The following is a 20,017-nucleotide window of genomic DNA, read 5'->3' on the forward strand; positions in this document are numbered from 1 at the left end:
AAAACTTAAAATACTAAGGAACAATTTTAAGAGCCAAGAGCCAAGAGCCAAGAGCCAAGAGCCAAGAGCCAAGAGCCAACACCAAATAATAAACACCAAAAAAAATGGAATTACTAGGAATTACAGGAACAGAATGGATAGGATACTTAGCATCATTCGCAGTATTAATTTCATTCACAATGAAAGATTTAAAAAACTTACGAATGATCAATTCAATAGGCTGTTTACTATTTGTTGTGTATGGTTTTCTAATGCCTACATTACGTGTTGGTTTGCCAATTATCATTACCAACTTTGCCATCTTAGGAATTAATATCTATCACCTGACAGCGCGTAAAAAATAATATGTTCCTATTAGTTTTTAAGTATGATCTTAAGAAATAATGAGCAAAAAGTGCAAGTGCTAAGCAAAACTTTAAGCATGAAGCGCATGAGTAAATGTTGCAAAGCAATTTCCTATAGATCATCTTGACTTTTTTTGATAGCCTGTGCTGAACTTGATTCAGAATTTTTGTGTCAAGACAAAAATGAACGTTACTAAATAGATACTAACAAAACTCTTTTTAGAACTTCAAATTATTAAACTTCAATTTTCTATCTTTACCGAAATATCAAATTATGCACTTTCTTTATTTTGATGCTGGATTAGGAGCTATGTTGATTCAGGCAATAGTTGCAGTCGTAGCTGGAGTTGTCTTGTTTTCTAAAAATGCCATGTATAAAATAAAAGCCATCTTCGGTTTGCATAAAAATACGTCTGATGAAGATGTATTTGATGATATTGATATAGATGATTCTCAGATAGAAAAACCATCGAAAGATGACAAATAATTCACGACATGCTTCTTCATATCGTGATCCTAGCGGACATGTGTTTGTTGAAAATAATGTAATCAAACGCGTTATATTTCCGAGTTATTTTCCACAATACAACAAGCTAAAAGAAGCTGGTTTTTTCAAAAAAGCATTTCAGCACAAGCTATTAATTCCGCATGAAGAAATAGAAAAATCTGAAACGAAAATCTGTATTCAACCTGAACAAATTCCGTTTATAACGTATCCGTACGAATGGAGTTTTCAGCAATACAAAGAAGCGGCTTTACTGACATTAAAACTTCAGAAATACGCGTTACAAAATGGTTTTTCACTCAAAGATGCTACAGCATATAACATTGCTTTTCACAACGGAAATGCCATCTTTATAGATACGCTTTCGCTAGATTTTTATCAAGAAAATACGCCTTGGCGAGCGTACAAGCAATTCATAACACACTTTTTAGGACCTTTATTGCTGGCAAAATATCATGGCGCAACATTCTTAAAAACGATGTCAAACTTCATTGATGGAATGCCGCTAAAAATGATTGCTTCTTTATTGCCAACAACAACAAAACTCAATCCGTTTTTATATACCAACATTCACTTATTGGCAAACTATGAAAACAAGCATCAAGAAGAAGATGTAAGGGCAAGCAAGCAAGCTTCATTGTCCAAAAAAGGACTATTTAACATTATAGACAGTTTATACAATTACATCAAAAAACTGCAACTCAAAGAACAATCGGAATGGGGAAATTACTACCAAAAAACAAACTATTCTGACAATGCATTTACGCAAAAATCAAGTATCATAAACGATTGGATTCAAAATCTAAATGCTAAAAAAGTAATTGATGTTGGTGGAAACGACGGAACATTTGTACGTCAAATTACTTCCGAAATAGAACTTGCTTTAGTAGGTGATATAGACAACAATGCTGTGGATCAAAATCACTATGCTGTCAAGAAAAATAAGGAATCCAACATGTTGCCATTTGTAATTGATTTGCTCAATCCGTCAGCCGCAATTGGATTTCAAAACACAGAACGTTTCTCGTTTATACAACGCGTACAAGAATTCAAACCCGATGCAGTTTTAGCATTAGCGTTAATTCATCATTTATCATTAACAGGAAATGTGCCTTTTGAAAATTCGGCAGCGTTTTTTGCATCTTTCTCACAACATTTAATCATTGAATTTCCAAAACGAAACGATTCGTATGCAACACGTTTACTAAACGCAAAAGCAGAATTCAAAGATCAATTTGGACATTACAATCTGGAAAACTTTGAAAAAACCTATGCAGCACATTTTGAGTTGATTGACAAAAAAATAATCTCAGATTCAGAACGTGTACTATACCTATTCAAGAAAAAAAAGAGTGTCTAAACTTCGAAAACACATAGAAGAATTTGTTGCGAACAACAAAGAATATCCAATCGTTTTTGCGATTGCCGCAGGATTATATTCGTTTATTTATGTATATCATTCCAACTTCATGTTGGTTAATTCAGCATTTCAATTTGTCGTTATTTTCTGTGCATACATTTTATTGCCAATAGTAGTTTTTACGATTTCTTGGCAAATTGCAAAACGATTAAAATTTCTAACGAAACTTCAACAATACGTTTTACCAATCTTAAATGCGGCATTTTTTGGTTTATACTTCATTGGAAGAATCTATGGTTTTCATCAACGAAAAATCATTTTAGCCTATATAATTGGTTTTTCGCTTCTCGCGATTCTACTCAGAAAACAATACAAAAAAATCATCATCATTCAGTTCATTATGGCATTTATAGCGCTTATATGCTTATTGCCAACCATCTATAGAGCAACTTTTGATTCGGACAAATGGCTCACACAACCTGATGCAATTGTAGAAACAAAATTCAATCAATTTCCAAACATATATGTCATTCAACCAGACGGTTATGTGAATTTTTCAGAATTGGCAAAAAATCCGTATAACTTCGAAAATGGCGAATTTGAATCGTATTTAGAAAATAAAAACTTCAAACTATATAAAAACTTTCGAAGCAATTACACATCTACGGTATTATCAAATAGTTCCATGTTTGGGATGAAACATCATTACAAAGGCGAACAATTATTTGGCGCTAGAAAAGTGATTGCTGGTGAAAATCCAGTCATAAAAACCTTGAAAAATAACGGATATCAAACGTTCTTATTGATGGAGAATCCGTACTTGTTATTAAACCGACCAGCAATAAAATATGATTCGTGTAATTTTTCTATGGATGAAGTTCCATGGTTTGGATTTGGCGCATTCTCACAAAACAAAAAACTAATTGATCCTTTAGAAAAAACCATTCAACGCGAAAAAGGAAAACGTAACTTTTACTTCATTGAAAAAATTGCACCAGGACACATTACAACCTTTAAAAATCAAGCGTTAGGAAAAGAGACTGAACGAGAAAACTATCTTGAAAAGCTAAAATCAGCGAACGAATGGTTAAAAGAAATCACAGCTATTATCATCAAAAATGATCCAAATTGCCTTATTGTTATTGCGGCAGATCATGGAGGTTATGTTGGGTTCAATTACACCAAAGAACTCTTTGAAAAGCAAACAAATAAGAAACTCATTTACTCAGGATTTTCAGCGGCATTAGCGATTAAATGGCCAAACAATGCAATTCCAGATTACGATGTAAAACTCAAAACTCCTGTCAATCTGTTCAGAACACTATTCACCTACTTAGGCGATAACAAAGCGTTGCTGGAAAACTTTCAAGATGATACAAGTCATGCAATCATCAAAAAGAACGCACCAAGCGGCGTATATGAATACATTGACAATGATGGAAATGTGGTTTTTAGGAAGATTGATTAATAAGTACTTTATTTATAAAAATGCTCAATTGTAGTTGTTCTTTTATGCAGTGTAGTAATATAAACACCTCACAAAAGTGCCTTATCTTTTGGTTCATTTTCTTTGAGCAGACAAAGAAAAGAACAAGAAGCAAAAAACATTTTTAAAATACATATTCCAAACTCACATTAAAATTAGTAAATTCACTCTTTCTAAACAAAACCTAAAATTTACACACTAACCAAATATACGAGTGAACAACAATTGCTTTGGGATAATTTTGTCACGGAAGCAAAAAACAGTTCGTTTCTCTTCTATCGAAACTTTATGGAATATCATAAAGACCGATTTGAAGACCATTCGCTTATACTTTTTAAGAAAGGCAAACCAATTGCTTTGTTTCCTGCAAATCAGCGTGAAAACGTATTGTATTCGCATCAAGGATTGACATTTGGTAGTTTAATCGTGTCAAAAAATAGTGGCGCGCATGAAGTGTATCAATTGTTAGAAGTACTCATTGATTACGCGAAAAATGAAGGGTTTAAGGAAATCATTGTAAAAGCAATTCCACCAATATATTTCACGAAACAAACGGGCGAATTGCTGTATTTTTTAACCATCAAAGGCGAATTGCAATCGCGAAATTTAGTCTTAGCAATTGATTACACAAAACCGTTACGCATTCATAAAACGAAACGTAAACATTACGAAAAGAATAAAAGTATTGGTTTTGAAATAGAAGAAACTTCAAACTTTACCACATTTTGGAATGACGTTTTACAACCAAAATTAGATTCAAAATATAACGCAAAACCTGTGCATTCGTTAGCCGAAATCACCAAATTGCAAAATGAATTCCCATCAAACATCATACAATACAATGTAAAATTAGAGGGAGAAATTTTGGCAGGAATCACGATATTCAAACATAAAAAAGTAGTCAAATCACAATATGGCGCCACAACTGTAAAAGGAGAATCGTTGCGCGCGCTAGAATATTTATTCATGTATTTGATTGAAAAATTCAAAGACGAAGAAATGCACTATTTTAGCATGGGCACGGTTGATGCAGACAATGAACTTGGGTACAATCCTGGCTTATTAAAGCAAAAAGAAGAACTCGGTTGTGTATGTTTTACACAAGACATTTATAAAATTCCGATTGCATGATAAAATTTCTCGATTTACAGACACTCAATGCACGATTTGAAACTGAATTTCAACAAGAATTCAAGAAGTTCTTAGATTCTGGTTATTACGTATTGGGAAACAATGTAAAAGCGTTTGAAAAATCATATGCAACTTATTGTGGAACAAAGCATTGCGTTGGTGTAAGTAATGGTTTAGATGCGTTAATTTTAATTTTAGAAGCTTATAAAATCTTAGGAAAACTGCAAGAAGGTGACGAAGTTATCGTTCCTGCAAATACATACATTGCCAGTATTTTAGGAATCACAAAAGCTGGTTTGAAACCAGTTCTAGTTGAACCCGATTTAGAAACTTTCAATATTGATCCAACAAAAATAGAAACCGCAATTACACCAAAAACCAAAGCAATATTGGTAGTTCACTTATATGGACAGTTGGTAGAGATGTCCGAAATTCACAAAACGGCAAAACAACACAATTTGTTGGTCATGGAAGACGCCGCGCAAGCACATGGTGCAAAAAATATAAACGGACAAAAAGCTGGAAATTTAAGTGATGCGGCAGGATTTAGTTTTTATCCAACAAAAAATTTAGGTGCATTGGGTGAAGCTGGAGCAGTTACTACGAACGATACTGAATTGGCTGAAGTAATAACGAAATTGCGCAATTATGGAAGTTCGTCAAAATATATAAATCAGTACAAAGGTGTAAACAATCGATTGGATGAAATTCAAGCAGCATTTTTACGTGTAAAATTACCACATTTGGATGCTGATAACGAAATTAGAAGACAGATTGCAAAGCGTTATGTAAGCGAAATTACAAATTCACTAATTACGTTGCCAAACTATCAAAATGATGAATCGCATGTGTTTCATCAATTTGTGATTCGGACAAAAAACAGAGCAAAATTACAAGCATATCTCACTGAAAACGAGATTGGAACGTTAATTCATTACGAAACGCCGCCACACAAGCAAGAAGCGTATCAAGAGTGGAATGAGTTGCGTTTTCCGATTACGGAGAAAATTCATTATGAATGTTTAAGTTTACCCATTAATCCAATCTTAAAAACTTCAGAAATTGACCGAATTATTGCTGTATTAAACCAATTCTCTTGAACAAGATAAAAAAGCATATTGCAAACAATTTACTATTGAAAGTTACGTCCTTCAATAGTATTGCAATACTACTAAATGTGCTTGTTGGTGTGCTGACTTCGAAAGCGTTGGCAGAGTTTGTAGGCACAAAGGGAATGGCTTCTGTTGGAAATTTACGCGATTTTCTAAAAACAATTTATGCACTTGCCACGTTTGGAATTAGTGCCGGAATTATAAAATATACTGCCGAACACAAAAAAGATGTATCCGAACTTCAAAAAGTATTATCAACGGCTTTGTGTATCATTTTTGCAGGAACTCTGGTGGTTTCAACACTCTTATTTTTTGGAGCAAACTATTGGAACGAGCTGATTTTTAAAGGAAAAGAATTCAGTTATATCTTTAAAATTCTAGCGTTAGTGTTGCCTTTATATGCGCTAAATGTTTTGTGTTTGGGAATCATTAACGGATTTGAAAAGTATAAAAAATTCATCATATTAAATATTATTGGTTACCTAATCAATTTGGTTTTTACCGTGTATTTAGTCTGGAAATATGCATTAGATGGTGCGTTGATTTCGTTAAGTATTGTGCCCTCAATCTTGTTAATTTTCAGCTTGATATTATTACACAGAGAACGAATTTTATTGCCAACAACATTTACGGTTAAAGCATTTTCAAAATCGTATGCAAAAAAGTATTTGTCATATACATTCATGGCGGCAGTTTCGGCATTTATCTTTCCAATGATCTATGTATTTGTTCGAAATCATATTATAGAAACCATTGGTGAAGATGAAGCTGGTTATTGGGAAGCAATGCAACGAATCTCGAATCAATATCTCATCTTTGTAACGTCTTTATTAACGTTGTATGTGTTGCCTAAATTATCTGAAAACAAAACAGTTACAGGTTTTCGAACCATCGTTTTTGATTTTTATAAAACAATTCTGCCAATATTCACAATTGGATTAATTATCATTTATGTTGCACGAATTTGGGTCATTCAATTCATATACAATGAAGACTTTTTACCAACCGAAAGTTTATTCTTTTGGCAACTATTAGGTGATTTTTTCAAGGTAATATCATTGGTAATTGCGTATCAATTATTTGCAAAAAAAATGTTGGGTTATTATCTTTTTGTTGAAATTACGTCGTTGGTATTATTCTATTCGTTAAGTATTTATTTTACCAATGAAGTTGGAATAGAAGGTGTTGTAATGGCACATTGCGTGCGAAGTTTTGTTGCATTAGTACTATTGACTTTCATCTTTAGAAAGTCATTATTTGGTAAAAATGATGCAGAAAAAGTATAGCTAAACGAAAAAGTGTATTTTTGAAACAATGAAGCAATTTCTGAAACATATTATTTTACGGTTGAAAACTTGGAAATATAAATTTTTGAGCACTATTGCGAATAAAAAAGGAAACCCAATTTGTGTACAACCATTATTACTAGAAGGTGATGGAACCATTCATTTTGGACAGAATACTAGTTTCGGAATTTACAAATCACCTTATTTGTTTAGTGGTTACGGTTATGTGGAAGCACGTGGAAAACATGCAGAAATTCGCTTTGGTGAACATGTTGCCATCAACAATTCATGTGTAATTACTTCAGAGAAAAAAATCACGATTTCTAAAAATACAGTAATTGGTTACAATTGTCATATTAGTGATAGTTCGTTTCACAATTTAGCAATTGAGAAGCGCCATGAAACAGATCCAGATCCACAAGAAGTTTTCATTGATGAAAATGTATTTATCGGAAACAATGTTACTATTTTGAAAGGTGTAAAACTCGGCAAAAATGTAGTTGTTGGTAGTGCGGCTGTTGTAACAAAAAGTTTTCCCGACAATGTTGTTATTGCTGGTGTTCCTGCCAAAATTATTAGTACAATTACATAAAAAAACCATTCCGATAGTATCGAAATGGTTTTGGGCGTAGCATAAATGTAATTCAGGCTGCGATATATTATTTCATGTCTTTAACTTCAATTTCGTATGTTTCGCCATTATTTAAAATAATGTTATACATTCCTTTTGTAGTTAACATGTTTACTTTCTTCTTCTTGTTGTTTTTATCGATCATATGGATCTCTTTTACCATCATTCCATCATCATCTAACCAAACTTTTAATCCTTCTTCGGTTAACATAAAATCATAGTTAAAGTTTTCTGGTCTTACGTAATTGATAGTGATCTCTCGTTCATAATCATAATCTCTATCGACATCTAATTTAAAAGTAGTTTCTAAACTTGGATCTACTAAAATTCGATCTTGGTTCACTTTATTTTCGTCACTTTCATCAAATACTACAGGATAAATTGCTTTTGTTTCCTGCATAATTCGTACATCGTCTTCTAACTCTAATTCTACGATTTGATATTTGGCTACATTCTCTCTTACAACTTCATCATCGATATTATTGCTTTGTGCAAAAGCGATTGGAGTTGATAGTAGCATAACGGGGACTAATAATTTGATATAATTTTTCATTTGTTTGTGTATTTAAAAATTAGCACTATACTTTGATATACTGCGATAGTGTTTTAAGCAGTTATTTGAAACTAATTCACATTAAAATTTAATGCTTCAAAGTTGAATTTTTTATAATTTAATAATTAGGCATTGACCATTGATTTGTTCAATTGTGCTGTCGTTTTCTTTGACCAAGCATTCAACATCCAACTCGATTTCTCAAGCTCTCGTACATAGGCTCCTAATAAGTCAATTGTTCCTTCATCTCCAGCTTGATTTGCATGTGAAATCACAACTTTCATCTGTGATAATAATAATGTATGATCACTTATGATGATATTTACCATTTCCTCATCAGTTAATAATGGACTTGATTCTTTAATTTTAGAAATTTCTAAATAATCAGTCATTTTACTAATAGGATGATATTTTAAAGTCAAAATACGCTCAGCAATTTCATCAATTTTTTTCTGTGCATTTCCGTATAATTCTTCAAATTTGTTGTGCAAATCAAAGAAATTTTTACCTAAAATATTCCAATGGAAACTTCTTAGTTTCTGGTAATAAACATGATAGTCTGCTAACAACGTATTTAACTCAACCACCACCGGTACTAATTTCTCATCACTCATGTTTAAATAGTTCATGTTTTATTCTCTGTATTTTAAATTAATATTTGTTTTTTTTTGAACACTCTTTTTAATTTAGCAAGGTTTGAATCTTCAAAAAATAAATTGTCGTGTTTCAATTGTAATTTGTTTTAATCACACTTCCAATATAGCGGCAGGATAAAAAATGTCAAGTGATTTAACAGTACTTAACATCAGAAAATAAAAATTAACATAAAAAGTGTTAATTTTTGCTATAGTATGTTAAAATTTTAACATGTGTAATTCTGTTGAAAAATCAGTTTTGTTGAAAAAAATTCAAAAAAAGGGTCTTTTTGGCGATTTTAGATGTGGAAATTGTATAAATATTAGAGAAAATCGTGTAAAACATCAAAAAATATTAAAATTTGAGAATTGATGTTTTTACACTTATTTGGACTTTTTTTAACATTTATACTGAAAAATGTCTCCAAGTAATAAACTTTCGATATTTTTCAAATCTTTGTATCTTTAACTAAAAAAGAAATGAAAAGATTTTTATTGATCTTCTTACTAATCTTTACACAAATTGCTTTTGCCCAAAAAAGAAAAGTTGATTTTGGAGAAAACAAAGATGGTGGACGTTGGGAAATTATTAATGATGGTGTTATGGGCGGACTTTCTAAAGGAAAAGCATTTATGTTAGATGATTGCGTGTCTTTTAACGGAACGGTTTCTTTGCGAAATAATGGAGGTTTTTCATCCTATAAAAGTCCTTTTTACGAAATGGATTTGTCTAGCTACACAAAAATCATTGTAAAATACCGTTCAAAAGATTACACAATGGCAATGACGTTAGAAATGGACAAACGTTGGTTTTTACCATATTACAAACGTAATTTGCCAGCTACCGATTGGAAATGGGTAAAAGCAGAAATTTTATTCTCAGAATTTGTAAAATATAGTGTGGGAAGAAAAAAATCGGGAACGCCAACAAAAAAGGAGCTTGAAAAAATACTTCGTTTAGGATTTGTAACAAACGAGAAAAAAGCAGGCGATTTTAAAATAGAAATTGATTATATAGCATTTAAATAATGGCATACAATATTGTACTTATAGAACCTGAAATTCCAACAAATACAGGTAATATAGGTAGACTCAGTTTGGCTTCAGGTGCCAACTTACATTTAGTAAAACCTTTCGGATTTGAAATTACAGATGCACGACTCAAACGTGCAGGTTTGGATTATTGGCAACACTTGTCTGTTTATATCTATGAAAATATAGAAGAATTTTACGAGAAAAATTTAGCAAAAAAAATGGTGTATTTATCCAGTCATGGAACAAAAACCTATGATAAAATTCCGTATGAAGACGATTTATTTTTAGTTTTCGGAAAAGAATCGGTTGGTTTGCCAAAAGAAATTACTATAAAATATCCAGATCAATTGTACACAATTCCAATGTTTAGCGAGCACATAAGAAGTCTCAACTTAGCAAATGCCGTAAGTATTGTTGTATTTGAAGGAATTAGACAGTTGAAATCTTAAATCTTAAATTTTAAAATGTAAAACTTGAAAATTAGTAGAAATCTAAGTATGCTCAGCGGAGTTGAAGCACCAACGTTCCAGATATTGTTTTGCAACACTTTCATACTCATGAAACCTTTCTACAAATGCACGTGCATTTTTTCCAATTTGAATCATTTCAGTAGGATTTTCAATCAAGAAACTTAGTTTTTCAACCAAATCGTCCACATTTGGAGTTGCATTTAATACAACAGTTGTATCAAGTTTGTAAAATTCTTGAAATGCAGTTTCAGCTCCAGAAAAGACTACTTTTCCCTTTGCCATCGCTTCCAAAGCATTATAACCTTGATCGTATCCATATACTTGATCCATAATAATATGCGCTTCATCATACGTTTGTATATATTCATCATATGGCAAACTATACGCAGTTTTTACAACGGCTTTTTCAGGATATTTTTCGGCAATAATTGTCAATGCTTTTTCAATAATATCGTTTCCTTTCTTTAAATAATTCACCTTATTTACACCATGAAAAATTATTACCTTTCCTTTGTGTGTAAGTTCTTTAAATGGCAAAATATCAACATTTATAGGAAAAGGAACAAACGGCAATGCTTTTGAATGTTTGCAATAAGCCATATCATAATCAAAATTTGCAGGAATTATACCTTTGCTATTTTTAATTACAAAATGATGTAATTTTTCATGTGGTTTTGACAAATATTGCAATGAATATTTAAAACTCTTTTTTGCTTTATTATCATTCACATATGGCGTTAAAATATGATATGGAAGATCGGCTTTTAAGATGTAATTCAAATAATGAAAATCATCACCACAAGAAGATAAAAAAACGTTTTTATTATGTTTAAAAATGTATTTCAACAACTTTCGTTCTATAAATGGAGTTGTAGCAAATGGAAACTCATTAATCAATTGTACAGCATCGTAATTTTGAAATGCTTTACGATGTTTATAAAAACGATACGCAACTTCTAAAAAAGCAATATCTATTTTGCATATGCGATACACAAATTGACGAAAAATATTGGGAAGTTTTTTATTGAAAAAAGTAACATCAAGTGAAATATCAATTGGGTAATTTTTAAAACTGTCAGCACGACCAACTAACGTAACGTCATGATGCAATTTTTGTAGACCTTCTTTAAGTGAGTTGTGAAATCTACTGTATTCTCCAACCAATAATATTCGCATAATAACAGTATATTTGCGGGAAAGATAGTAGGAAAACTTTATGCAGCAAAATTCTAAAAAGAAAATATGTATAATTGTCGATAGTTTAAGTATAGGTGGTTCGGAAAAGCAAGCAGCTGGTTTCTCCAATTCACTCTATAAAGCAGGATTCGACGTTGCTATTATTTGTTTAAAAGATGAAATTACCTATTCGTACAAAGGCAAATTGTACAATTTGGGACTTCGTGAATCTCCTATAAAAATCATCAAACAAGTTCGTAAGTTTTTCGCATTTAAAAAAGCATATACTGCGTGTAATGCAACTGTTTATATTGACTTTCGAATTCGTAGTAGAACGTTTATGGAACGTTTGTTACATCGTTTTGTATTTCAATCTGAAAAAATGATTATGATGATTCATAGTTTTGAAACTTCATGGCACATTCCAAAAGGTGATTTTTTTAAAAAAACCTATAACAATACAAAAGCAATTGTTGCCGTTTCGAAAGGAATTGAAGAAAAACTAATTGAAGAATACGGATTTACAAATACAGTTCACATTCCAAATTACAGTGTTGCAACTGAAAAAACGCAGGCAACAACTACAACATTTCCAGAAAATTACATTGTCGCGGTTGGACGATTGGAAAACGATATTAAACAGTTTGATCGTTTAATAGAAACCTACAAAGCTTCCAACTTGGCAGAAAAAAACATACAATTATTAATTTTGGGTGATGGAAATGATAAAGAATTGTTGCAACATTTAATTGAAAAATTGGCACTAACGAGCCATGTAAAACTCATGGGATTTGTTGAAAATGTGTCCGAATATGTTAAAAATGCAAAATATTTAGTGTTATCAAGTAGGGTAGAAGGGTTTCCAATGGTTTTAATAGAAGCATTGAAACAACAAACGCCTGTAATTTCATTTGATTGTAAATCTGGACCGAGTGAAATAATTGAAGATAAGATCAATGGTTTGCTTGTTGAAGATCAAAACTTTGTGAAGTTAAAAGATGCAATGATACTGTTGGTCGAAAATTTGGAATTGTATACAAAATGTAAACAAAATACAGTATCTTCCATGAAAAAATTCACTGAAAAACCAATAATCCAGCAATGGATTCACCTCATAAATACCTAAAATATGTCAACATCTGTAGCTGATATACAATTACTAGCGATTCCCAAAATAGAAGATTTCAGAGGAAATATCTCTGTAATTGAAGGAGGAACTATTCCTTTTAAATGCAAACGTGTTTACTATTTGTATGACATTCCAAGTGGTGCAAAAAGAGGCGGGCATGCGCATGTAGAACAACATGAAGTACTAATTGCATTGAGCGGAAGTTTTGAAGTTATTTTTAAAGACGGAACAAAAAAAAGACGCATGTTATTAAACAAACCCAATCAAGGCTGCTTGATTCCACATGGAATTTGGCGCGAATTGGAAAACTTTTCTTCTGGAGCTGTTTGTTTGGTATTGGCTTCTGATGAATTTGACGAATCTGATTACATTCGTGATTATCAAGATTTTGTGATCACAAAAGAAAACATCAAACTTTCTAAATAGGATTAAATAACTTAACAATCCAACTTAAAACGAAGTCACTTTAATATTAAACTTCATCAATATTCCTTTTATCTTCTTAATCAAAAGCAACACAAAACGTGGACTTTTCAATAACAAACGTTGTTTCCAGGTCAAATTGCTATAAATTACATACTTCAACATTTTATTTTTCTGCGGAATAGCATTTTCTAAATAATATAAAGACGCATATATATAACGATATAAATCTAAGAATTTTTTTAACGAAGAATTTTCAGTTGCCAACGTTTCATAACCATCTAAATTTGGGAGCGTTTTTTTGCTGATGTTACTTCTGCTCATTTGGTCAGGAACATCAAAACGCATTGCTACCAAAGCTTCATAATGATACGCTACTTTGTATTGTGAACCGTATTTTATGTAAAAATCTACATCTTCAGAAAATGTAATTGCAGGATCGAAAACGGGCGCACCATCACAAATAGATTTCTTAAAAGCCAAGCAACTCGGATTAAAAATAGGTTGATACATGTTTGCTTCAAAAAAATTGTCAACCATAAAGGAAGTTCCTTTTAATGAAGTTGAAATGTTTTTTTTAGATGCTATCGCTTTGTGTGTTGTGTAAATTTCGGCATAATCTGTTCCATAAATAGAAGCTTCCGGGAAGGAATCGTGCAAGTTTTTAATAGTTTCTAAAAAATTTGGAAGCCACATGTCATCTGCATCTAGCAATGCAATAATGCTTCCTTTTGCGTTGGAAATCCCAACATTTCGTGTAGCCGATAATCCAAGGTTTTTTTCATTTTCAATAAGTGAAATTCTTGCATCAGAAATAGTGGAGACAATGCGTGCGCTTTCGTCCGTACTAGCATCATTTACTACAATAATTTCATAATCTGTAAAGCGCTGTTGCAATACACTTTCAATGGTTTCTTGAATGTATATTGCTTTATTGTAAAGCGGAATGATAACAGAAAATAAAGGCATTATTGTCGTTTGTCTAAGTAACAAAGATACGTTAATCGATATAAGTCAAAAATAAACATTGAAGGATTGTTAGACAACAAGTTCTTTTCAAAAAACTTTCCAAACCAAGTATACATTAGTGACAACAGATGATTGAGTCCAAACTTTTTAACACGCGCAAATACTTTGGTTATCAAAATATCATTTGGCTCTATCAAGCCATTTTTCATAAACAAAATTAATACTTCTACTGATTCCATTGATTTGTGAATGAAACCTTTACTTGTGTCCAAACCTAAGTGATATACAGGATTGTGAATATGTGTTAGATGCACTTCCATATGTTTCAAATCGTTTGCAAACAACGTATCTTCATGTCGTGCATTTGGAATGTCTTCATTAAAATTCACTTTATCAAAAACATCTTTTCTTATCAAAAAACTCAACGTTAAAAAACGCAAATACGAAGCTTCCTGTCGTTGTGAAACGGTCAAAGCTTCGCGTTCTTTTCCGTAAATCCAACGCAATACATTCTCCTTTTTTGGTTTTTCTTGTTGGTATAAAATTCCTCCGTAAATTACTTCCTTTTCATCAGAAATTGTTTCTACATATTTAGTGATAAAATCATCTGCAACTGGCAACACATCCGCATCTAAAAATAACAACCATTTGTGTGTTGCTTTTTGTGCTAGTAAATTTCGAATTCGGCTGCGACCGATATTTTCAGGTAAAATAGTATATGTTGCATTTTCTAATGAATTGATAGCTTCATTTTGTGCTATTGTGTCTTGCTTTTCAGAATGATCATCTAAGCATAAAATTTCAAATACATAGGCTGTTTTGCTTAGCTGTGCATGTATCTTTTTTACCAAAGGATAAATGTTGTAATTATAGGTAGGGATTAGTATTGACAGCATTATTTGACAGCAATTAAAATGATTTCGGGGGAAATAAATCCGTTACGGATATCATGTTGTGTTGGTTCAAATGTAAGTGTTTTTACTTTAAAACCAATACTAGTCAATCGTTCTTTAAGTCCATTAGGAGAATAAACACGAACGTGATCTTCTTGTCCAAAATGTTTCAAACGATCTTCAGCGCTCGTTATGGCATCATTTTCATAAATTGCACCTTCTTTAAAAGGTGTCTGAATAAAAACAATTCCGTTGGGTTTGGTAACTCGATACAATTCTTGCATCGCTTTGGTATCTTCTGAAATATGTTCCAATACATGGAAACAGATAATACGATCAAAAGAAGCTTCTTTTTGGTCAATATTAGTTATATCAAATTGAAAATCAGCAATGAACTCATCTTCATAGTCAGAAGTAATATAGGAAATAGTTGTTCGTTTCTTTAGCTTTCGATATATGTTTCGCGAAGGAGAAAAATGCAATACGTTTCCTTGTAAGTTATAGTTTGAATGTAGCAAACTCCAAAGACGACGATTTCTGGCTAAACTTCCACAAAATGGACATAGCAAATCATTATTTTTTAGTTTGATAAATGATTTTAGTTTTTTCTCACAAACGGCACATTGATGTGAGTTTCCTAAGTAAAAAATACCATGAAAAAACCTAAAAAAAGGCTCGTTATTGAAGATAAAACGATTTGGTAGTATCTTTTTTAGTGTTTTTTTTAGAGAATTATACATTCTTTTGGACAACTTCGAAGACTTTGCCTCCGTCGCATTTGAGGGTTTTAGATGGATATTTTAAAATCATTGCATAATCGTGAGTCGCCATTAAAATAGTACGTCCATTTTTGTTAATTTCTTGTAATACTTGCATAACTTCCATACTGGTTTGCGGATCTAAATTTCCAGTAGGTTCATCTGCAATAATCAATTCAGGATCGTTTAAAAGTGCGCGGGCAATAGCAATACGTTGTTGTTCTCCACCTGAAAGTTGATGTGGATATTTGAAGTTTTTCGTTTTCATGCCAACTTTTCCCAACACTTCGTCAATTTTGGCTTCCATTTTATCTTTGTCTTTCCAGCCAGTAGCTTTTAATACAAACAACAAATTTGCTGAAACAGTTCTATCATTCAGTAATTGAAAATCTTGAAAAACAATCCCTAATTTTCTACGCAAAAAAGGAATTTCTTTTTCTTTCAAAGATTTCAAATCAAAATCAACAATACTTCCTTCACCTTCTGTCAAAGGCAGATCGCCATACAATGTTTTAATAAAACTACTTTTTCCCGAACCTGTTTTTCCAATCAAGTATACAAAATCACCTTTATTAATGGTAAGATCGATATCTGATAGAATTAGATTTTCTCTTTGAAAAATAGAAACGTTTCTAAGATTGAGAATTTGCTCCATGTATTGTGAATGATTTTAAATAGAATACACAAAGTAAACAAATAAAATTCATTTTCTTGTATATGTATTCAAAGATTCACACATTGGTTGGCTAGGTTGCCAAAATTCAAAATCTATTCTATGATCTCTTTTTAAATGTTTTAGTGTTTGTATGTGTATTTGTTTTGTTTAATTACAAAACGCACCATTTCAGTATTCAAAACTCTAACAATCTAGCCATCCATTAATCTAATAATCCACACCAAACATACTTATCCTAAAAAACACACGTTATCTCCATAAGACAATTGTGTTTTTCTTAACAAAAAGCAATTACGGAAAGTTGGCGTAACAGATATATTTACGTTAAGTTTGTAGGGAATAGAAAATACAATCGCATTTCATTGCAAAACTCATAAAACAACAAGATTCATGAGCAAAAAACATCTTCAATTTATGCTATGCTTCGTGTTCGTATGTTTTCAACTATCATACGCACAAAAAACCAAAGTGTACACACACGATTTAAAGGATTATAACCAAGCATTACATTTGTACAATAGTAAACAATACCAAGCTTCACAAGCACTTTTCGATCGTGTCAAAGGTGAAACAGATGATTATGAAACAGAAGCAAATTGTGCGTATTATATTGCCAATTGTGCCGTTCGTTTGAACCAATTGGGCGCAGATAATATGATGGAAGATTTTGTAAAAAAATATCCAACAAGTACCAAGCGAAATTCGGCATATATTGACGTGGCAGATTACTATTTTGAAAATGGAAAATATGCGCGCGCGTTGAAATGGTATGATAAATCTGGCGAAAAAGGACTTACAAATTCGCAACGTGAAGAGTATAACTTTAAAAAAGGATATGCGTATTTCACGTCTAAAAAATACGATCAGGCAAAAACGTATTTTCAGAAATTATTAGACTCTCAAAAATACGGTTCGCAAGCAAAATATTATACAGGATATATTGCTTACCAAGAAGATAGATACGAAGAAGCAAACGAATATTTTGAAGGCGTTTCGGAAGAAGATGAATTCAATGAAAAGCTATCCTATTTTAAAGCAGATATGAACTTTAAGCTTGGAAACTTTCAAAAAGCCATTGATTTATCTACGAAAGAATTGCCAAATGCAGACCGAAAAGAAATTTCTGAACTCAACAAAATTATTGGAGAAAGTTATTTTAATCTAAAAAAATATGAGGAAGCAATTCCATACTTAAAAGCATATAAAGGTAGAAGAGGAAGATGGAATAACACAGATTTCTATCAATTGGGATATGCATATTACAAGCAAAAAGATTATGAAAATGCTATAAAACAATTCAATAAAATTGTAAGCGGGAACAATTCTATAGCGCAAAATGCATACTATCACTTAGGTGAATGTTACTTAAATACAGACAAAAAACAACAAGCGTTAAACGCGTTTCGGAATGCGTCACAAATGGATTTTGATGTAAAAATTCAGGAAGATGCAGGATTAAATTATGCACGATTGAGTTATGAAATAGGAAATCCGTACGAAAGTGTTCCTTCTGTATTAACATCGTACTTAAAAAAATATCCAGAAACTGAACACCAAGCAGAATTGGAAGAACTATTGGTAAGTTCATATATCACTTCAAAAGATTACGAAGCCGCTTTAAATTTACTAGAAGCTAGTAAAAAGTATAGCGACAAAGCAACGTACCAAAAAGTAGCTTTTTACAGAGCAATTGAACTATTTAATGATGGAAAATACCAAGATGCATTAACGTATTTTGAAAAATCATTAAAAGAAAACGAATCTCCAGAATACACAGCAAGAGCAACTTTTTGGAATGCTGAAACAAACTATTTATTAGATAATTATGATGTGGCGTTAGCAGGTTTTAAATCATTTTCGAATGCAAATATCACCGATACGGAAGAAGCACAAACCATTGATTATAACTTAGCATATACGTATTTTAAACAAAAAGATTATGCAAATGCGATCGCAAACTTTGAAAAATTCATTGCAAATAATGCAGCTGATAAAGGTCGTGTAAATGACAGTTACTTGCGTTTAGGTGACAGTCATTTTGTAACGAGTAAGTATGCGGCGGCAATTAAAGCATATGACAAAGCAATTGCCATGAAAGGTGTTGATGAAGATTATGCATACTTTCAAAAAGCAATAAGTTATGGCTTTACAGGAAAAACAAAAACGAAAATTAGCGAATTAGATACGTTTACTAAAAAATATAAAAAATCGTCATTGCGTGATGATGCTTTATTCGAATTAGGAAATACATACATCAGTGAAGAAAACATTGAAGACGGACTAAATACGTATGAGCAAATGGTAAAAGACTATCCAAAAAGTTCATACGTGCCGAAAGCAATTCTAAAACAAGGATTGATCAATTACAACTCTGGGAAAAATCAAGTTGCATTAACGAAGTTTAGAGCGGTTGTTGCTAAATTTCCAAACACGGAAGAAGCGATTCAAGCTGTTGCAACAGCAAAATTAATTTATATTGAATTAGGCCAAGTGGAAGTATATGCAAATTGGGTAAAAAACCTAGACTTTGTTGATGTTACAGATGCTGAGTTGGACAATGCAACGTATGAAGCGGCTGAGAAACAATTTATCCAAAACAATACAGACAAAGCCATTAAAGGATTTGAAAAATACACACAACAATTTCCAAACGGATTACACGCTACCAAAGCAAATTTCTATTTAGCACAATCGTATTTTAGCAAAGGAGAAACACAAAAAACAATTCCGTATTACGAATTTGTATTACAAACAGAGCGTAACGAATATACAGAACAAGCATTGGCACGTTTGGCGCAAGTATTCTTAGAAACGGATAGTTATACAAAAGCAATTCCAATATTAAAACGATTGGAAGAAAGTGCAGATTTTCCGCAAAATATCACCTTTGCACAGTCAAACTTAATGAAGGCTAATTACGAACTCAACAGTTACGCACAAGCAGTAAGTTATGCTGAAAAAGTATTGGCAAACGAAAAAGTAGACGATCGTATTAAAAGTGATGCACATGTAATCATTGCGCGTTCTGCTATTGCAACCAATGATGAAGACAAAGCAAAATTAGCCTATATAGAAGTGCAAAAAATTGCAAAAGGAAAACTAGCGGCTGAAGCATTATACTATGAAGCTTATTTCAAAAACAAAGAAGGTGACAATGAAGGTTCTAATGTAGCTGTGCAAAAGCTCGTAAAAGACTATTCAAGTTACAAACAATTTGGCGCAAAAGGATTAATTCTAATGGCAAAAAACTTTTATGCTTTAGAAGATGCATTTCAAGCAACCTACATTTTAGAAAGTGTTATCAAAAACTTTACAGATTACACGGAAGAAGTTGCGGAAGCTGAAGCGGAATTAGCTAAAATCAAAACGGCGGAAGCAAAACGGAATTCATCGGTAACGCCAGCGGAAGAAAAAGATGGAAACTAATACCAACGACGACATTTTG

At 32.1% G+C, this 20,017-nt stretch carries 20 protein-coding genes; 13 read left to right on the forward strand and 7 right to left on the reverse strand.

What is annotated here, in order from left to right; genetic code table 11:
• Nucleotides 1–104: 104 nt before the first annotated feature.
• The 8 genes from ACQ654_RS20385 (at nucleotide 105) to ACQ654_RS20420 (ending at nucleotide 7,816) form a co-directional block, all read left to right on the forward strand.
• Complete coding sequence (locus ACQ654_RS20385; protein WP_430412187.1) at nucleotides 105–344, forward strand: uroporphyrinogen decarboxylase; 240 nt, start codon at nucleotides 105–107, stop codon at nucleotides 342–344.
• A gap of 274 nt (nucleotides 345–618) precedes the next feature.
• On the forward strand, nucleotides 619–831 hold the full coding sequence (locus ACQ654_RS20390; protein WP_430412188.1) for a hypothetical protein: 213 nt from the start codon (nucleotides 619–621) through the stop codon (nucleotides 829–831).
• Complete coding sequence (locus ACQ654_RS20395) at nucleotides 821–2,209, forward strand: class I SAM-dependent methyltransferase (protein WP_430412189.1); 1,389 nt, start codon at nucleotides 821–823, stop codon at nucleotides 2,207–2,209. The genes ACQ654_RS20390 and ACQ654_RS20395 overlap by 11 nt, the downstream gene beginning before the upstream one ends.
• Nucleotides 2,202–3,677 (forward strand): sulfatase-like hydrolase/transferase, encoded by a 1,476-nt coding sequence (locus ACQ654_RS20400; RefSeq protein WP_430412190.1) that lies wholly within the window; start codon nucleotides 2,202–2,204, stop codon nucleotides 3,675–3,677. Before ACQ654_RS20395 ends, ACQ654_RS20400 begins: the two co-directional genes overlap by 8 nt.
• A gap of 306 nt (nucleotides 3,678–3,983) precedes the next feature.
• A complete protein-coding gene (locus ACQ654_RS20405; protein ID WP_430412191.1) occupies nucleotides 3,984–4,826 on the forward strand; it encodes a FemAB family protein in 843 nt (280 codons plus the stop codon).
• Entirely contained in the window at nucleotides 4,823–5,926 is a 1,104-nt protein-coding gene (locus tag ACQ654_RS20410; protein WP_430412192.1) for a DegT/DnrJ/EryC1/StrS family aminotransferase, read from the forward strand. The genes ACQ654_RS20405 and ACQ654_RS20410 overlap by 4 nt, the downstream gene beginning before the upstream one ends.
• A complete protein-coding gene (locus ACQ654_RS20415) occupies nucleotides 5,923–7,224 on the forward strand; it encodes an O-antigen translocase (protein WP_430412193.1) in 1,302 nt (433 codons plus the stop codon). The genes ACQ654_RS20410 and ACQ654_RS20415 overlap by 4 nt, the downstream gene beginning before the upstream one ends.
• Nucleotides 7,225–7,252: 28 nt before the next feature.
• A complete protein-coding gene (locus tag ACQ654_RS20420) occupies nucleotides 7,253–7,816 on the forward strand; it encodes an acyltransferase (RefSeq protein WP_430412194.1) in 564 nt (187 codons plus the stop codon).
• 67 nt (nucleotides 7,817–7,883) lie between these two features.
• On the opposite strand, the gene ACQ654_RS20425 is transcribed toward ACQ654_RS20420, so the two are convergent.
• Both ACQ654_RS20425 and ACQ654_RS20430 read right to left on the reverse strand, forming a co-directional pair.
• Complete coding sequence (locus ACQ654_RS20425; protein WP_430412195.1) at nucleotides 7,884–8,408, reverse strand: hypothetical protein; 525 nt, start codon at nucleotides 8,406–8,408, stop codon at nucleotides 7,884–7,886.
• Nucleotides 8,409–8,533: 125 nt separating this feature from the next.
• A complete protein-coding gene (locus ACQ654_RS20430) occupies nucleotides 8,534–9,037 on the reverse strand; it encodes a Dps family protein (RefSeq protein ID WP_430412196.1) in 504 nt (167 codons plus the stop codon).
• 486 nt (nucleotides 9,038–9,523) lie between these two features.
• On the opposite strand from ACQ654_RS20430, the gene ACQ654_RS20435 reads away from it, so the two are divergent.
• Nucleotides 9,524–10,072, forward strand: a complete 549-nt coding sequence (locus ACQ654_RS20435) for a CIA30 family protein (RefSeq protein ID WP_430412197.1) — start codon at nucleotides 9,524–9,526, stop codon at nucleotides 10,070–10,072.
• On the forward strand, nucleotides 10,072–10,527 hold the full coding sequence (locus tag ACQ654_RS20440; RefSeq protein WP_430412198.1) for a tRNA (cytidine(34)-2'-O)-methyltransferase: 456 nt from the start codon (nucleotides 10,072–10,074) through the stop codon (nucleotides 10,525–10,527). The genes ACQ654_RS20435 and ACQ654_RS20440 overlap by 1 nt, the downstream gene beginning before the upstream one ends.
• Nucleotides 10,528–10,569: 42 nt before the next feature.
• Here the strand turns inward: ACQ654_RS20440 and ACQ654_RS20445 are convergent, their stop codons facing one another.
• Nucleotides 10,570–11,724: a glycosyltransferase gene (locus tag ACQ654_RS20445; protein ID WP_430412199.1), complete on the reverse strand. Its 1,155-nt coding sequence runs from the start codon at nucleotides 11,722–11,724 to the stop codon at nucleotides 10,570–10,572.
• 40 nt (nucleotides 11,725–11,764) lie between these two features.
• Here ACQ654_RS20445 and ACQ654_RS20450 point away from each other — a divergent pair, with 40 nt between their 5' ends.
• Nucleotides 11,765–12,850 (forward strand): glycosyltransferase, encoded by a 1,086-nt coding sequence (locus tag ACQ654_RS20450; RefSeq protein ID WP_430412200.1) that lies wholly within the window; start codon nucleotides 11,765–11,767, stop codon nucleotides 12,848–12,850.
• 3 nt (nucleotides 12,851–12,853) lie between these two features.
• Nucleotides 12,854–13,279, forward strand: a complete 426-nt coding sequence (locus ACQ654_RS20455; RefSeq protein WP_430412201.1) for a sugar 3,4-ketoisomerase — start codon at nucleotides 12,854–12,856, stop codon at nucleotides 13,277–13,279.
• A 24-nt stretch (nucleotides 13,280–13,303) separates the two neighbouring features.
• Here the strand turns inward: ACQ654_RS20455 and ACQ654_RS20460 are convergent, their stop codons facing one another.
• The 4 genes from ACQ654_RS20460 to ACQ654_RS20475 are packed head-to-tail and all read right to left on the reverse strand — an operon-like array spanning nucleotide 13,304 to nucleotide 16,551.
• On the reverse strand, nucleotides 13,304–14,245 hold the full coding sequence (locus ACQ654_RS20460; protein WP_430412202.1) for a glycosyltransferase family 2 protein: 942 nt from the start codon (nucleotides 14,243–14,245) through the stop codon (nucleotides 13,304–13,306).
• Nucleotides 14,245–15,141 carry a glycosyltransferase family 2 protein gene (locus ACQ654_RS20465; RefSeq protein ID WP_430412203.1) on the reverse strand — a complete coding sequence of 299 codons (897 nt, stop codon included), beginning with the start codon at nucleotides 15,139–15,141 and terminating at the stop codon, nucleotides 14,245–14,247. Before ACQ654_RS20465 ends, ACQ654_RS20460 begins: the two co-directional genes overlap by 1 nt.
• On the reverse strand, nucleotides 15,141–15,878 hold the full coding sequence (locus ACQ654_RS20470; RefSeq protein WP_430412204.1) for a class I SAM-dependent methyltransferase: 738 nt from the start codon (nucleotides 15,876–15,878) through the stop codon (nucleotides 15,141–15,143). Before ACQ654_RS20470 ends, ACQ654_RS20465 begins: the two co-directional genes overlap by 1 nt.
• Nucleotides 15,871–16,551, reverse strand: coding sequence for a cell division ATP-binding protein FtsE (locus ACQ654_RS20475; RefSeq protein WP_430412205.1), 681 nt, complete (start codon nucleotides 16,549–16,551; stop codon nucleotides 15,871–15,873). Before ACQ654_RS20475 ends, ACQ654_RS20470 begins: the two co-directional genes overlap by 8 nt.
• Before the next feature lie 411 nt (nucleotides 16,552–16,962).
• Between ACQ654_RS20475 and ACQ654_RS20480 the strand changes: the two genes are divergently transcribed.
• Nucleotides 16,963–19,998 (forward strand): tetratricopeptide repeat protein, encoded by a 3,036-nt coding sequence (locus ACQ654_RS20480; protein WP_430412206.1) that lies wholly within the window; start codon nucleotides 16,963–16,965, stop codon nucleotides 19,996–19,998.
• Nucleotides 19,999–20,017 lie beyond the last annotated feature (19 nt).

This window comes from Kordia sp., from assembly GCF_965283645.1.
Lineage (GTDB): Bacteria > Bacteroidota > Bacteroidia > Flavobacteriales > Flavobacteriaceae > Kordia.